The following is a 13882-nucleotide window of genomic DNA, read 5'->3' on the forward strand; positions in this document are numbered from 1 at the left end:
TTCAGGTGGAATCATGCAAGCGGATCACATCTCCCCCAATCAAACCTCAAGCGAAACCCCAGAGTCTCCCATTCCCGTCCGGGAACGCAACAATCCCCCCAAATGGTGGCTAGTCCTCCTCCTAACCGTTCTCTTAGCCGGTGGTGCAGGATTTTTAGGCTGGCAATGGTGGCAATCCCAACAGGAGGCGGGACAGGAACAGCAACAAGAGAGACCCCCTACGGGGGTACAAATCGCCCCCGTTGAAACCACGACCCTACAAGAGAGTTCCCGATTTGTTGGAACCCTAGAAGCCGAACAAACCGCCAATTTACGGGCCGAAGCCGATGGGGAAATTCGCAGTGTCTTCGTCCGTCCCGGAGATGTTGTCACCCAGGGGGAACCCTTAGCACAACTCGATCGCCGTTCCCTAGAGGCCAGCCTCGACCAAGCTCAAGCCAACATCAACCGAGCCGAGGCCCGACTGGCGGAACTACGAGCGGGTCCGCGTTCGGAACAAATTGAACAGGCCCGGGCGCGACTGCGACAAGCTGAAGCCGACCTACAAGATGCCCAAACCGGCGCCAGTCCCTCACAGGTTGCCCAGGCTGAATCACGCATCGAATCCGCCCAAGCCAGTCTCGATCTGGCTCGACAACGGCTCGATCGCTTCCGTAGCCTGGAAGCTCAGGGGGCCATTCCCACCGATGACCTGGACGAAGCCCAAGAACGCTATCGTACCGCCGAGTCGAATCTAGAAGAAGCCCAACGGCGGCGGGAAGAACTCCAACAAACCCGGGGTAGCAGCGTTAGCCGTCTATCGGCACAAGTGCAGGAGCGGCGGCAAGCCCTACAAGAACTTGAAACCGGGACCCGTCCCGAAGAAATTGCTCAAGCGCAAGCGGACTTAGATGCTGCTTTAGCTGATGCTCGCTCCATTGAAGTGAGTCTGGAAGACACACGGATTCTCGCCCCTTTCAGCGGAACCATCGGGGATTTACCGTTAAATGTCGGCGATTCCGTCAGTCGTGGGGATATCTTCGCCACCCTCACTCAAAACGACAGCTTAGAACTGCGGCTATCAATTCCCCTAGAGCGCAGCAATGACCTCCGCTTAGGGCTACCAGTGGAAGTCTTCGAGGCCTCTGATAACCCAGGCGACCCCCTGGCCCTAGGACGGGTGAGTTTTATCTCCCCCGAAGTTGATGCTGAAGCCCAGACCATTTTAGTCAAAGTTAGCTTTAGTAATCCTGAGGGACGACTGCGACATCGTCAATTCGTGCGATCGCGGGTCATCTGGGGCGATCGCCCTGACACCGTCGTTATTCCCACCACCGCCATCATGTTTGAAGGGGAACGACGATTTGTCTTTGTCGCCCAACCAGACGGTGACCAATTCATTGCCGAACGGCGACAAATCGAACTCGGACAAAGCCAGGGTGACCAAAGCGAAGTCATCGAGGGTCTGGAACCGGGCGATCGCCTCATCACCTCCGGACTGCAACAAATCCGCGACGGCCAACCCGTTGCCCCTACCCCCTAATCCCCCCTTTCCTCGAAGATGTTTTATCAGTTTTTCATTAAGCGCCCCGTCTTCGCCTCCGTTTGTTCCCTACTCTTGATGCTAGTGGGACTGGTGGGATACGGCAGCTTACCGGTCCAGGAACTGCCCAGTATTGACCCTCCCGTCGTCAGCGTTACCACCACCTATCCGGGGGCCAACCCCAGCGTGGTTGAAACGGAGGTCACCGAAATCCTCGAAGGGGAACTCAACGGCGTTGAAGGGGTGCGTACCCTGACCTCCGAAAGTCGCGAAGGCGTCAGTTCCATCACCGTTCAGTTTCAACTTGACCAAGACATCGATATTGGCGCTCAAGAAGTGCAGCGCAGCGTCTCTCAGGTCTTAGGACGACTCCCCGATGACGTGGACTCCCCCGTCATTCGTCGGGAATCCGGGGATGCGACCCCAATTATTTGGTTTAGTCTCTACGGCGATGATGACAGCATTAGCACCCTAGAACTGAGTGACTACGTCGATCGCATCCTCGTGGATGCCTTAGAAAGCGTCAATGGGGTGAGTAGCGTCTTCGTCGGCGGGGAACGGCGCTACGCCATGCGACTCTGGATCGACCCCCAACGACTTAGCGCCCGCAACCTCACGATCCTGGACGTCGAAAATGTGCTGCGCCAGGAAAACATCGAACTTCCCAGCGGTCGCATCGAAGGGGAACGTAGCGAATTTTCCGTGCGTACCCTCGGGCGACTCCAGGAACCCGAAGACTACGAAGCCCTCGTCCTCCGCACCACTAGCAACGGCACCCAAATTCGTTTTGCCGATGTCGGCTACGCCGAAATTGGTGCCGAAGACGATCGCTCCTTCGTGCGCTTTAACGGTCGTCCGGCTGTCGGCTTAGGGGTGGTGAAGCTGGCCACCGCCAACACCCTAGAAGTCGCCGCCGATGCTCGCGCCGAAATGGAACGACTGCGGGCGGACTTCCCACCGGGGATTAACTATGAGGTGGCCGTCGATAACTCGGAATTTGTGCAACTGGCGATCGATGAAGTCTGGAGCGCCCTGTATCTCGCCAGTTTCTTGGTGGTTTTAGTCATCTTCTTCTTCCTGCGAGACTGGCGGGCCACCATTATCCCCGCCGTGACCATTCCCGTGTCCCTGATTTCCGCCTTCGGGGTCATGTTTGTCTTGAACTTCTCCATCAATACCCTGACCCTGTTTGCCCTGACTCTCGCCACGGGGCTGGTGGTGGACGATACCATCGTGGTCTTAGAAAACATCGTCCGCTACATCGAACAGGAGGAGATGAAACCCTATCATGCCGCCATGAAGGGATTGGAAGAGGTGGTGTTTGCCGTCATCGCCACCACCGTAGTTCTCGTGGCGGTGTTCCTTCCCGTGGGTTTTGCCACTGGGGTGACAGGACAACTTTTTGCTGAATTTGCCCTCACCCTGGCGGGGTCAGTGATTGTCTCCTCCTTTGTTGCCCTCACCCTGGCCCCAACTCTCGCCGCCCGAGTCTTAAAATCTCACTCGATGCTGCATGGTTGGATTTTTGACAAAGTTGAAGACCTGCTCAATGCCACTGCCAATTTTTACGCCTCTAGTTTACGCCTAGCTCTATCCTTTAAAACTGTTGTTGTCGTCGCCTTTGTCTTTTCCCTGGGGTTACTGTGGATTTTATTCACACAAATTCCCCAAGGCTTTCTCCCCGACGAAGATCGCGGCCAGGTTCTCACCATTGTCAATGCGCCTCAGGGGGTCACCATTAACTACACCGACGAAGTAATGCAGCAAGTGGAAGCCATTTATGAGGAGATTCCCGAAGTCCGCTATTACTTCACCATCGGCGCCTTTGGGGGCGGGGGCCCAGGACAGGTCAATCAGGGGATTGCCTTTGTGCGGCTGCAACCCTGGGAGGAGCGAACACAACCGCAGCAGTCCCAACAGGCACTTGTGGGTCAGTTGTTTGGACGCTTCTCCCAGATTTCTGACGCTTTAATCTTCCCGGTGAATCCCCCCGCCTTACCGGGAGCTGGTCTGGGACAACCAGTACAGATGGTGTTACAAGGCGCTAGTTTGGAGCAATTGGCGGAGATTTCTGGAGATTTGGCACAACGGGCTAATGCACTCCCGGAATTGATGAACGTGGACACCAGCCTGAAAATCACCCAGCCTGAGGTGACGGTGGCCATTGACCGCCAAAAAGCGGCAGCCTTGGGAATTAATGCCCGCGATATTGCCAACACGCTACAAATTCTTCTAGGGGGACAGCAGATTACCAGTTTCAACCGAGAAAATCGTCGCTATGAAGTGGTGGTGCAGGCGGAGGAGCGCTTTCGTTTGAGTCCCGATCGCCTTCAGGAACTCTCCCTACGCACGAGTGAAGGGGAGTTAGTGCCTCTGGGCAACTTAGTCCGCTTAGAGACGAGTACTACCCCGCCCCAAATTGAACATTATCAGCGTTTCCGCTCCGCCACCATTGAGGGATCTCCAGCGGCGGGTTATAGTCTCGGGGAGGCGATCGCAGCCCTACAGACTCTGGCCGATGAGATGGTTCCTGCGGACATCAACACCGAGTTAGCGGGGGAGTCATTGGAGTTCCAGGAAGCCGGAGACGCCACGGCGTTTATTTTTGGATTAGCGATGGCGTTTATCTTTCTAGTGCTATCAGCTCAGTTCGAGAGTTATTTAGACCCAATTGTGGTCTTGTTGGCGGTTCCACTGTCGCTCATTGGGGCATTGGGTGCTTTATTGTTGGCAGGTTTGGAGTTGAATGTGTACAGCCAAATTGGTTTAATTATGCTGATTGGCTTAGCCACCAAAAACTCAATTTTGATTGTAGAGTTTGCTAATCAAAAACGAGATGAAGGACTGTCAATTTATCGAGCAGTTGTTGAAGCTGGTCGCATTCGTTTTCGACCGATTTTAATGACGGCTTTCTCCACCATTTTCGGCTTAATGCCCCTGGCCTTCGCCAGTGGTGCTGGGGCTGCCAGTCGAGTCTCCATCGGGATGTCGGTAGTGGGTGGGATGTTTGTGGCCACGATTTTAAGTCTTTACGTGGTTCCCGTGTTTTACCTGATTATCAACGGCGTACAAACCCGCTTAGTCCGCACCCTACACCTAGAACCAGAACATTGAGGTTCTAGGGCTAACAAACGTAGGCTGGCAAAATCAAAATGCTGTCCAGCCTACCGAATTTTTTTTACTAACTCAAGAGATGCGATCTCTTGTTCACGCTTAACACTCACAAGCTGTATTGTAACCCTGGGGACTAATTCAGCCTAACCTTCCGCTTCACAAGCGGCAGATAAAGGTATAGCTCAGCACCAGCCTGTACTTTTCGTTTTGAGCACTGGTTAGACAACAAGCTACCAATTGAATTGTGCTATGATGGTTTTTCAGTTAAATCTTCTTACCTTGGTTCAAGCTTCGTGAGTCAACCGTTTGCCTTTTACATGGATGAGAGTGGCAGTCCCAAGCCCAATCCTAGAGACCCAGCTCGCTACTTCGCTGTTGGGGGAGTTTTAATCTAGCACAATGATGAAAGCAGCATTCGTCTAAAAATTGCGAACTTTAAAGAACGTTGGGGGATTGACGAAAGTATCCCTCTACATGGAAACGAAATTCGGAGTAAAAAGAAAAACTTTGCTTGGCTAGGACTTAGATCAGAAGACGAGCAAAATCAGTTCTTGCAGGACTTGACAGATACGATTGTTCAGTGCCCGATTATCGTTCATGGATGCGTTATTTCTCGAGAGGGCTATCTAGATCGGTATCTCGAACGCTATGGTAGAAATACATGGGAGATGATGAAGAGTGCGTTCTCAATTTTGTTAGAGCGTGTCAGCAAGTATGTTGTCCTTCAGGGTGGAGAAGTTATGGTTTATGTTGAAAAGGCGGGGAAAAAGGAAGATAAACTCATAACCAGCTACTTCAACGAGTTGAGAAATTCGGGTGCTCCCTTCAGTGCCCAAACTTTCACTAAATATGCACCACTAACATCTGACCAAATACAGCAAGTTCTTACGGGTATCGAGGGGAAGTCTAAAAATCACCCCATTCTACAAATTGCTGACTTGTGCCTGTATCCCATCGCAAAATCTAAAGATCAGCCTCAAAACCGTGCCTTTCAGGAGCTTATCCAGCACCAGAAGCTAGTTGATACAGTTTTAACACCTGATAACCTTGAAAAAATGGGAATAAAATACTACTGCTTTGAGAATTCGCGTTAAAACACAAAAACCGCCACCTTGGTTTTAGTGCGGTTTAGTGCGGCAGTCATACGACTACCCCTGAGCCGAGCTCCACATATATTGTACTCAATAAGATAGCGTTAGTCAAGTATTTTACATTTTTAAATCTTTCGATGGTGTAATGTCCTTTTCTGCCTGAGCAATCAGGCCATCTAATCTTCCTGATGCTAAGTCCGCCTCGATTTCGCGATCCCACATCTCATCGAGATAGTCTTGAAGCCACTTCGCCAGATCGCGAACCTCACTCTCTGGCAGTTGCTTGATTGCTGATTCAACGTCTAGCCGAGTCATCATAGGATAATTCAGATCTCCAGGACGTTCCTCCATCATCGCGAATGATGGCGTTTAGAGGCAACGGGAGTGATTGATTTTAGCGTGATGATTTGGGTACATCTCATTTTTTCACGATTCCGGTTCCGTATTAATCTCCACCTCCTCCATATCCTCATCAAAATGGACATAGAGGATATTCGGGCGACAGCAAACTTGGCAATCTTCCACATAAGACTGTTGGGCCCCCGCACTCCAATCGACAAAGGTGCTATTTTCTTCCCCACAATAGGCACAATAATAGATGGCCGTATTTTGCATGAGTTTATTCCCTCCGTAACTCCCCCAACTGTTCGCACTCTCGTTGCGTCACCTCATGGCGGTAGCGGAACATATCCCGGAGGCGATCGCCCACAAACCAACCCATGAAGGGTTCTGAGAGGGCAGCGAAGGGGATTTCGTAGCGGATGCTGTCCGTGAGGCGGGTTTGTCCATTTTCCTCGCTGAACTGGTGGCGATGTTGCCAGTAATCCATGGGGCCTTCGATTTGTTCATCGGTAAACACATAGGGGCGATCGCACTGCGTATGACGAGCCAACCAGGTGACAGGGAGGGGCCCAAGATAGATCTTAAACTCAGTAATCGCCCCCACATCTAAACCCCCTTCCCGTCGCACCACCTCAACCGGTTGCCAGGGAGGGGTTAAAATTTGCAGAATATCGGCCCGTTCATGAAACTGCCAGACGGTTTCAATCGGTGCCTTGATCAGGCTGGAATAGGTAAAATTCAGCATCAGTCCCCGGATTTACTGTCTCTGCATCTTATCGCGATCGCCCCTATGGCTCAATCCACTCGTTCCCCCCTGCAAACGCTCCTCCTCTATCTACTCCTGAGCCTCCTGGCCCTACTGATGCTGTTTCCCCTACTGTGGCTCTTGAGTACCGCCCTCAAATCCCCTCAAGAGAATCTCTTTCAAATCCCCCCCCAATGGCTCCCCCAACAGCCCACCCTTGGTAACTTTATCCGGGTTTGGCAGAGTCAACCCTTTGGGCGCTATCTCTTTAATAGTACATTGGTGGCCCTTGGAACAGTGGTCTTCAACCTAATTTTTTGCTCTCTCGCCGCCTATCCCCTGGCCCGATTAGAGTTTCGCGGTCGAGACTTCATTTTTACCGCAGTTATTGCCACCCTGGCCATTCCCTTTCAAATCATCATGGTTCCTCTCTATGTTCTCACCATTCAACTCGGATTAAATAATACTTATTTAGGCATTATGTTTCCCTATTTGGCAGGCGCATTTGGCATCTTTTTACTCCGACAAGCCTTTGCCGCTGTTCCGAAGGAATTAGAAGAAGCAGCACGGATGGATGGTTGTTCAGAATTGGGGATTTGGGCCTGGATTATGCTCCCCGCAATTCGTCCCGCCCTCGTGACGTTGGCGATTTTTACCTTTATCGGCTCCTGGGGAGATTTTCTCTGGCCCCTGATTATTTTAGACCGCCCAGAACTCTATACTCTGCCATTAGGAGTGGCGCAACTTTCCGGAGCATTTTCCCTCGATTGGCGACTCATTGCAGCTGGGGCGATTATTTCCATTGTGCCGGTGTTAGTTGTGTTTGTTTTTGTGCAGCGGTATATTATTTCCTCAAATGTGAGTAGTGGCATTAAAGGGTGAATTGGGCTGAATCTATGGAATAATCGATGGGGCTAACCTGCTCCCCTGGATTGCCCCCGTTGTCATCCGTTACCCCTCCATGATCGACGCTCATCTAACCCAAGCTGATCCCTTCCACGATCGCCTCCAAGCCGCAGAAGCCCAACTCCTACAACGCCTTGAGCAGTTCTGCAATGCCCAAATCCTTGTGGTAGGGGACTTAACCCTAGATGAATTTGTCACAGGGGAAGTCGAACGAATCTCTCGGGAAGCCCCAGTTCCCATTATTCGCCATGAATCCACCCGACGAGTTCCCGGTGGGGGGGCCAACGCCGTCTATAACTTGGCAAAACTCGGGGGGAACATCTCCGTGGCGGGGTTGGTGGGAGATGATGAACAGGGACAGGCCCTAGTGCAGATTTTTCAAGCCGCCGGCATCGACACGAGTGGTATCTTTATCGATCGCCAACGGCCCACCGTCACCAAAACCCGCATTTCGGCCCATGCGCGTCAGTCTGTCACCCAGCAAGTGCTACGGCTCGATCGCAAATCCGATCACCTTCCCCATCCTGACTTACAGCAGCAACTGGCCGACTATATCCAGCAGCAGGGGCAAACCGTGGCCGCCGTCGTCTGTTCCGATTATGGCGATGGGGTTCTCACTCCCCCTGTGATTCAAAGTGCCTTAGGGGGCGATCGCACCATTGTCGACACTCAAAGCCAACTCAGCCGCTATCAACGGGCCAGCCTCTTCACCCCCAACCTCCCAGAAGCGGAGTTAGAAGTCGGCTATGCCATCACCGATGACGAGCGCCTCCAACAAGCCGGGGCGGATCTCCTCGAACGCACCCAAGCCGAGGCCATTCTCATCACCCGAGGCGGCGATGGAATGACACTCTTCCAACGTTCAGGCACCATTGAGCAAATCCCCGCCTTCAATCGCACCGATGTCTTCGATGTCACTGGGGCCGGAGATACCGTTGTCGCCGCTCTCACCCTGGCTCTGGCTTCCGGTTCCTCTCTCTGGGAAGCCGTGGTTCTCGGGAATCTCGCCGCCAGTTTGGTGGTGCGCCAATTCGGAACCGCCACCACCACCATCGAGGAGATGAAAGAGGCCCTCACCAGCCTCATCCATGATTCGTTGCCATGAACCTGCCCCCCATGTCTCAAACCCTTGTCCTCAAAATTGGGACCTCTAGCCTAACTCAACCCGACAGCGGCGATCTGGCCCTATCCACCCTGGCCCGTTTAGTCGAAACCCTCACCCGACTGCGCCGCCAGGGACATCGACTGGTGCTCGTCTCCTCTGGGGCCGTCGGGGTTGGCTGCGCTCGCCTGGGGTTGAGCGATCGCCCCCGTCGTCTCGCCACCAAACAAGCCGTAGCCGCCGTCGGACAAGGACGACTCATGCGCGTCTACGATGACCTCTTTACCAGTTTGCAACAGCCCATTGCCCAAATTCTTCTGACTCGTAAAGACCTCGTCCAACGCAGTAGTTACGTTAACGCCTATAACACCTTTCAAGAACTCCTAAAACTCGGCGTTATCCCCATTGTCAATGAGAACGATACCATCGCCACGGAAGAACTCAAATTTGGCGATAACGACACCCTCAGCGCCCTCGTCGCTAGTCTGGTGCAAGCCGATTGGCTCTTTTTGCTTACCGATGTCGATCGCCTCTATTCCGCCGACCCCAATCGTAACCCTGATGCACAACCCATCAAAAAAGTCAACCATCTCAACGAAATTCTGAACCTAGAGGTAGGGCAGGCGGGCAGTGCTTGGGGAACTGGGGGAATGCAAACCAAAATTGCCGCCGCTCGTATTGCCACCGACAGCGGCGTGCGAACAGTCATTACCGCCGGCAAAACCCCAGAAAATGTCCAAGCCATCCTCGACGGGGCCGACATTGGAACCCATTTTGTCGCCCAAGCCAAACCGGAAAACGCCCGCAAACGCTGGATTGCTTTTGGCTTAGTTCCCCAGGGGCAACTCCTCCTCGATGCCGGAGCTGTCACCGCCATCTGTCAGGGGGGGAAATCGCTCCTGGCCGCCGGATTAACCGCCGTTCGGGGCAAATTCCAGGCCAACGACGCCGTGATTCTCTGCGACCAAGCCGGCCAGGAACTCGGACGGGGCATTGTCAATTATAAGAGTGACGACTTAGAACAAATCTGCGGAATCCAGTCCGAGCAGATCCCCCAGATTTTGGGCCAAATTTTGGGCGATCGCAGTCCCGAAACCGTCATCCACCGAGACAACCTCGTTCTAACCCGTTAACCCCAAGGACGCCTCATCCTCGCTGCCCCGTCACAATATAGGTCACCCGCTGACCGATATTCGTGGCATGATCTGCCATCCGTTCGAGATGGCGAATCCCTAACGTCACCAAGAGAACTGGCTCCAACACCCCGCGATAGTTGGATTGGCTGGCTAGATGGCGGTAGAGGCGATCGTAGGCATCATCGACAGTGGTATCCTTCTCCTTCATCTGATTGCCCGCCTCAGGATTGAGATCCACCAAAGCCATTAAACTCATGCCTAACATCGCTTGCACCTCATGGGACATCCGTTCCACATCCGGCATACAATCCAACGGCTGATAGGGAAACAGTTTCACCGCAATCTCCCCCAAGTCCTTGGCGTAATCCCCAATCCGTTCGAGATCCCGCACCAGCTGCATAAACGCCCCTAAGACTCGACAATCCTGGGCCACCGGACCTTGTAGGGTCAGCAACATAATACTATCGGCTTCAATTTGACGATAGAAGCGATCAATCTGCTTATCGAGTGGCTTCAGGGCATCCGCCGCTGCCAAATCTCGATGAAACAATGCCTGATGACTGAGACGACAGGAATTTTCCACGAGGGCCCCCATCCGCAATACGTCTTGACGTAAGCGTTTGAGTTCTCGTTCAAACTGTTGACGACTGGAGTTGAGTTTAGAGGTGTTCACCCGTTGCACTATCGCCCTTGCTCCTATAGTTTCTCTCCCATTGTGAGACAACTTTCTCAAAATGGGAGAGAAACTCAGAGTCATTTACTCTAAAACGAGCGAATTTGCCGAAGATTTAATCCTATTTTTACGATTGCTTTACCCAAGCCTCAGGGGCCAGACCCCTCTCTGAGGTTAGGGGTGGCGCGGGGCAATTCTAGGGTTAGGCAAGCTCCCCCCGTTTGTGGGTGATTACTCGCTTCAATAGTCCCCTGGTGGGCCAGGATAATCTGTTTGACGATCGCCAACCCTAAGCCGCTCCCGCTGGAGGTCATCATCTCTCCGGTTATCCCCCCATCAGGGCTGCGCGCTCGTCCAGGATCTCCCCGATAGAGCCGTTCAAAAATATGGGGTAAATCGGCGCTGGCGAAGCCTTCTCCCTCGTCCACCACCTCAATCTGCACCCGGTCCCCCGGCTTAACATCGGCGCGAACCTGCGCCTGGACTTGAATCATCCCGGCGGGAGGACTATAGCGAATGGCGTTATCCAACACATTCAGAAACACCCGATAGAGGCGGGAACTATCCCCCTCAACCCAAAATGGCTCCGGTTCTGTCTCCGGTTCCCGGTAGCGAAAATCGACCTGTTTTTGGGCCGCTAACGGCTCCAAGGTTTGCCAAACGGACTCGATTAACCTCTGCAAATGCAAGGGTTCAGTTGTCAGGGTTCCTTGATTTTCAATATGACTTAATTCCAGCCAATCTTGAACCAGTTGCACCAGCCGTTGGGTTTCTGGGAGTAAGCGTTCGACCCAGCCTCTCATTGGTCCATCGATGCGATCGACCAAAGTTTCGACGACAAGCTGAATGGAGGTCAAGGGGGTTCGCAGTTCATGGGCCAAATCCGACATCCAGCGATCGCGGGATTGGCCTAATTCCACCAGCATTTGCCGATCTTCGAGAAAGGGCCAAATCCGACATCCAGCGATCGCGGGATTGGCCTAATTCCACCAGCATTTGCCGATCTTCGAGAAAGACCCCCACATCTCCCCCTGGCAACGGTAAGCCATAGGCCCTAAGGGTTTGCGGATTCTGGCTGATAATTTCTTCTGCATCAGCGGCCTGGGGGAAAAACTGCCATTCTCGATAGGAAGACTGTTGATGATAGCGGGTTTGTTGGATCAGCAAATCCAACTCATAGGAACGCACCACCTCCAGAAACAGGCGATCGCCCCCTGGATGCCAATCGGACACTTTCAGCAGCGAACGAGCCTGACAATTAAAAATTAGGGGATGATTTTCAGCATCGACTTGAACATAGCCAATGGGGGCCGACTCAAGGATATGCTCATACATCTGGAGTTGCTCTTGAGCCTCCTGATGCACTTGACTCAGATGCGTTAACGCCTGACGCATCTGGGATTGCACCGAGAGACTTTTCTCGGTAATATCCGCCGGGACTTGAGTCAGCAAGCGATGCCAATGGCGACGCTGGAGTCGTTCACGCCAGGCAAAAATCCCTCCCCCAACTACGAATCCTACTAGAAATGCCACCACCCACATGATTGACTCCTCACCCCGCCTCGTGGGCTACGTTCCTCGTTCTGGTGCTGTCGAGGCATTTCTTCCATCTTAACCGACCCTTAACCTAGGCGATAGCCGAAGCCCCGCACCGTAATAATGTATTCAGGATGACTGGGATCGGCTTCGAGTTTCTCCCGCAGCCAACGGATATGCACATCCACGGTTTTACTGTCACCCATGAAATCAAAGCCCCAAACCCGATCGAGCAGTTGTTCTCGGGACCAAACTCGCCGGGGAGACTTCATAAACAGTTCCAACAGACGAAACTCTTTCGGTGCGAGATTAATTTCTTCACCCCGCAGCAACACCCGACATTGTTGAGGATAGAGGATAATATCCCCAAACTCAAAGCGCAGTGGCTTGTTGACGACGTTGTAGTGATGACGACGCAACAGGGCCCGACAACGGGCCACCAACTCCCGCATACTGAAGGGTTTGGTGAGGTAATCATCGGCGCCGACTTCCAAGCCCAAGACGCGATCGGTTTCACTGCCCTTGGCACTTAAAATCAAAATTGGCACGGGATTTCCCTGTTGTCGTAACAACCGACACAGATCGAGGCCATTCACTTGGGGGAGCATCAGGTCTAGGACGATCAGGTCAAAGGGAAACTCACCGGGTTGTAAGTGGGGATCACTTAAAAAGGCTAGGGCGGTTTGCCCGTCAACGGCGGTCTGCACCTGATAACCTTCGTCCTCTAAGGCTAGGGTCACCATCTCCCGGATCAGCTGTTCATCTTCGACAATGAGAACATGCTGGGGCTGACCGAGTTTGGGGGTATCGGTATAGGGTCTCGACTCAATAGAGAGCATAACTGGGTTCAAGGTATTCTGAGACACCTTATTCATAGATCACTTTGACCCCAGAAGACATCTCTTGACAAGAAAACTTTAATTTGCTAGGCATCCTCCCCTGTCACCTGGGCTAGGACGGCTTCCATCTCTTCGAGGGGAACTGCTCCCGTAAAGGACTCGCCGTTGATAAAGAAGGTGGGGGTTCCCGTTAAGCCCAACTGATCCGCGAGTTCTAGGTCCGTTTGCACCGCTTCGATCGCCGCCTCACTCTCGCGATCGCGCTCAAACTGCTCCAAATCCAGATTGAGATCCTCGGCAATTTCGAGATACAGAGACTCCCCCAACCGCTCTTGATTCTCGAACAGGGCCTGATGATACTCCCAGAACTGGCCTTGCTGTTGCGCTGCCCAGGAGGCGCGGGCCGCCGGGAGAGCTTGAGGATTAATCGAGACCAGGGGAAGATGCTTAAAGACCAGGGTCACGCGATCGCCATGTTTTTCAATAAACTCCGCCACCGTCCCACTGGCGCGAGCGCAAAAGGGACATTGAAAGTCCGAGAACTCAATCATGACAATCTCTTGTTCCACCGCACCCTTGACGGGAGACTGCCCAATAAACTGAGCCGGATTCTCCTGCATCTGTTGCACCACAGCCCCACGGGATTCTTGTTGAGAACGCTGTTGTTCCTGCTGATAGGCTTGGACCGATTCTAAAATAACTTCCGGATTCTCACGAATAATCTCTAGAACTTGAGCTTCCAAATCCCCCGAGGGAGCCTGTTGACAGCCACTCAACACCAGGGCCACCATTAGCATCCCCAATAACGACTGGGATAGTCTGTTTACTCTGACTCTTTGCGTACCACTCATGCGTTGCCACCCAATACATTGAACA

At 52.9% G+C, this 13882-nt stretch carries 15 protein-coding genes; 7 read left to right on the forward strand and 8 right to left on the reverse strand.

The features are described from left to right. The first annotated feature begins 13 nt into the window (after window positions 1-13). The 4 genes from L855_RS02510 to L855_RS02520 all read left to right on the forward strand — a co-directional run bounded on the left by L855_RS02510 (window position 14) and on the right by L855_RS02520 (window position 5730). Window positions 14-1522, forward strand: a complete 1509-nt coding sequence (locus L855_RS02510) for an efflux RND transporter periplasmic adaptor subunit (protein ID WP_159783773.1) — start codon at window positions 14-16, stop codon at window positions 1520-1522. A gap of 18 nt (window positions 1523-1540) precedes the next feature. After that, window positions 1541-4636 carry an efflux RND transporter permease subunit gene (locus L855_RS02515; protein WP_159783775.1) on the forward strand — a complete coding sequence of 1032 codons (3096 nt, stop codon included), beginning with the start codon at window positions 1541-1543 and terminating at the stop codon, window positions 4634-4636. Between the two features lie 293 nt (window positions 4637-4929). Beyond that, window positions 4930-5031: a DUF3800 domain-containing protein gene (locus L855_RS21350; RefSeq protein ID WP_219729851.1), complete on the forward strand. Its 102-nt coding sequence runs from the start codon at window positions 4930-4932 to the stop codon at window positions 5029-5031. A gap of 30 nt (window positions 5032-5061) precedes the next feature. After that, a complete protein-coding gene (locus L855_RS02520) occupies window positions 5062-5730 on the forward strand; it encodes a DUF3800 domain-containing protein (protein WP_425500595.1) in 669 nt (222 codons plus the stop codon). 114 nt (window positions 5731-5844) lie between these two features. Here L855_RS02520 and L855_RS02525 read toward each other — a convergent pair whose 3' ends face one another. The 3 genes from L855_RS02525 to L855_RS02535 all read right to left on the reverse strand — a co-directional run bounded on the left by L855_RS02525 (window position 5845) and on the right by L855_RS02535 (window position 6814). After that, on the reverse strand, window positions 5845-6081 hold the full coding sequence (locus L855_RS02525) for a hypothetical protein (RefSeq protein WP_246198690.1): 237 nt from the start codon (window positions 6079-6081) through the stop codon (window positions 5845-5847). Between the two features lie 72 nt (window positions 6082-6153). Then, entirely contained in the window at window positions 6154-6342 is a 189-nt protein-coding gene (locus L855_RS02530; protein ID WP_159783780.1) for a CPXCG motif-containing cysteine-rich protein, read from the reverse strand. 4 nt (window positions 6343-6346) lie between these two features. Then, complete coding sequence (locus tag L855_RS02535; protein ID WP_159783782.1) at window positions 6347-6814, reverse strand: SRPBCC family protein; 468 nt, start codon at window positions 6812-6814, stop codon at window positions 6347-6349. 45 nt (window positions 6815-6859) lie between these two features. Here L855_RS02535 and L855_RS02540 point away from each other — a divergent pair, with 45 nt between their 5' ends. From L855_RS02540 to proB, 3 genes are all read left to right on the forward strand, one after another. After that, window positions 6860-7696, forward strand: coding sequence for a carbohydrate ABC transporter permease (locus L855_RS02540; protein WP_159783784.1), 837 nt, complete (start codon window positions 6860-6862; stop codon window positions 7694-7696). A 79-nt stretch (window positions 7697-7775) separates the two neighbouring features. Continuing rightward, the gene (locus tag L855_RS02545; protein ID WP_159783786.1) at window positions 7776-8825 is read left to right on the forward strand and encodes a bifunctional heptose 7-phosphate kinase/heptose 1-phosphate adenyltransferase; all 1050 of its coding nucleotides are present in this window, start codon (window positions 7776-7778) and stop codon (window positions 8823-8825) included. Window positions 8826-8836: 11 nt separating this feature from the next. Continuing rightward, a complete protein-coding gene (gene proB, locus L855_RS02550) occupies window positions 8837-9955 on the forward strand; it encodes a glutamate 5-kinase (RefSeq protein ID WP_159783788.1) in 1119 nt (372 codons plus the stop codon). A 13-nt stretch (window positions 9956-9968) separates the two neighbouring features. On the opposite strand, the gene phoU is transcribed toward proB, so the two are convergent. The 5 genes from phoU to L855_RS02570 all read right to left on the reverse strand — a co-directional run bounded on the left by phoU (window position 9969) and on the right by L855_RS02570 (window position 13803). Continuing rightward, on the reverse strand, window positions 9969-10631 hold the full coding sequence (gene phoU, locus L855_RS02555; protein WP_192924979.1) for a phosphate signaling complex protein PhoU: 663 nt from the start codon (window positions 10629-10631) through the stop codon (window positions 9969-9971). A 149-nt stretch (window positions 10632-10780) separates the two neighbouring features. Next, on the reverse strand, window positions 10781-11557 hold the full coding sequence (locus L855_RS21605; RefSeq protein WP_246198691.1) for a sensor histidine kinase: 777 nt from the start codon (window positions 11555-11557) through the stop codon (window positions 10781-10783). Further along, window positions 11502-12173: a hypothetical protein gene (locus L855_RS21610; RefSeq protein WP_246198692.1), complete on the reverse strand. Its 672-nt coding sequence runs from the start codon at window positions 12171-12173 to the stop codon at window positions 11502-11504. The genes L855_RS21605 and L855_RS21610 overlap by 56 nt, the downstream gene beginning before the upstream one ends. A gap of 80 nt (window positions 12174-12253) precedes the next feature. Beyond that, window positions 12254-13006 carry a response regulator transcription factor gene (locus L855_RS02565; protein WP_159783792.1) on the reverse strand — a complete coding sequence of 251 codons (753 nt, stop codon included), beginning with the start codon at window positions 13004-13006 and terminating at the stop codon, window positions 12254-12256. An 86-nt stretch (window positions 13007-13092) separates the two neighbouring features. After that, window positions 13093-13803: a DsbA family protein gene (locus L855_RS02570; RefSeq protein ID WP_246198693.1), complete on the reverse strand. Its 711-nt coding sequence runs from the start codon at window positions 13801-13803 to the stop codon at window positions 13093-13095. Window positions 13804-13882 lie beyond the last annotated feature (79 nt).

The organism is Sodalinema gerasimenkoae IPPAS B-353 (assembly GCF_009846485.1).
GTDB classification, from domain to species: Bacteria; Cyanobacteriota; Cyanobacteriia; order Cyanobacteriales; family Geitlerinemataceae; genus Sodalinema; species Sodalinema gerasimenkoae.

Bases quoted from the DNA above. Each gene is read 5' to 3' on its own strand.
- L855_RS02545 (WP_159783786.1), top strand. From the start codon at position 7,776: ATGATCGACGCTCATCTAACCCAAGCTGATCCCTTCCACGATCGCCTC.
- L855_RS02525 (WP_246198690.1), bottom strand. From the start codon at position 6,081: ATGATGGAGGAACGTCCTGGAGATCTGAATTATCCTATGATGACTCGG.
- proB (WP_159783788.1), top strand. From the start codon at position 8,837: ATGTCTCAAACCCTTGTCCTCAAAATTGGGACCTCTAGCCTAACTCAA.
- L855_RS02515 (WP_159783775.1), top strand. From the start codon at position 1,541: ATGTTTTATCAGTTTTTCATTAAGCGCCCCGTCTTCGCCTCCGTTTGT.
- L855_RS02530 (WP_159783780.1), bottom strand. From the start codon at position 6,342: ATGCAAAATACGGCCATCTATTATTGTGCCTATTGTGGGGAAGAAAAT.
- L855_RS02535 (WP_159783782.1), bottom strand. From the start codon at position 6,814: ATGCTGAATTTTACCTATTCCAGCCTGATCAAGGCACCGATTGAAACC.
- L855_RS21610 (WP_246198692.1), bottom strand. From the start codon at position 12,173: ATGTGGGTGGTGGCATTTCTAGTAGGATTCGTAGTTGGGGGAGGGATT.
- L855_RS02570 (WP_246198693.1), bottom strand. From the start codon at position 13,803: ATGCTAATGGTGGCCCTGGTGTTGAGTGGCTGTCAACAGGCTCCCTCG.
- L855_RS02510 (WP_159783773.1), top strand. From the start codon at position 14: ATGCAAGCGGATCACATCTCCCCCAATCAAACCTCAAGCGAAACCCCA.
- L855_RS02540 (WP_159783784.1), top strand. From the start codon at position 6,860: ATGGCTCAATCCACTCGTTCCCCCCTGCAAACGCTCCTCCTCTATCTA.
- L855_RS02565 (WP_159783792.1), bottom strand. From the start codon at position 13,006: ATGCTCTCTATTGAGTCGAGACCCTATACCGATACCCCCAAACTCGGT.
- L855_RS21605 (WP_246198691.1), bottom strand. From the start codon at position 11,557: ATGCTGGTGGAATTAGGCCAATCCCGCGATCGCTGGATGTCGGATTTG.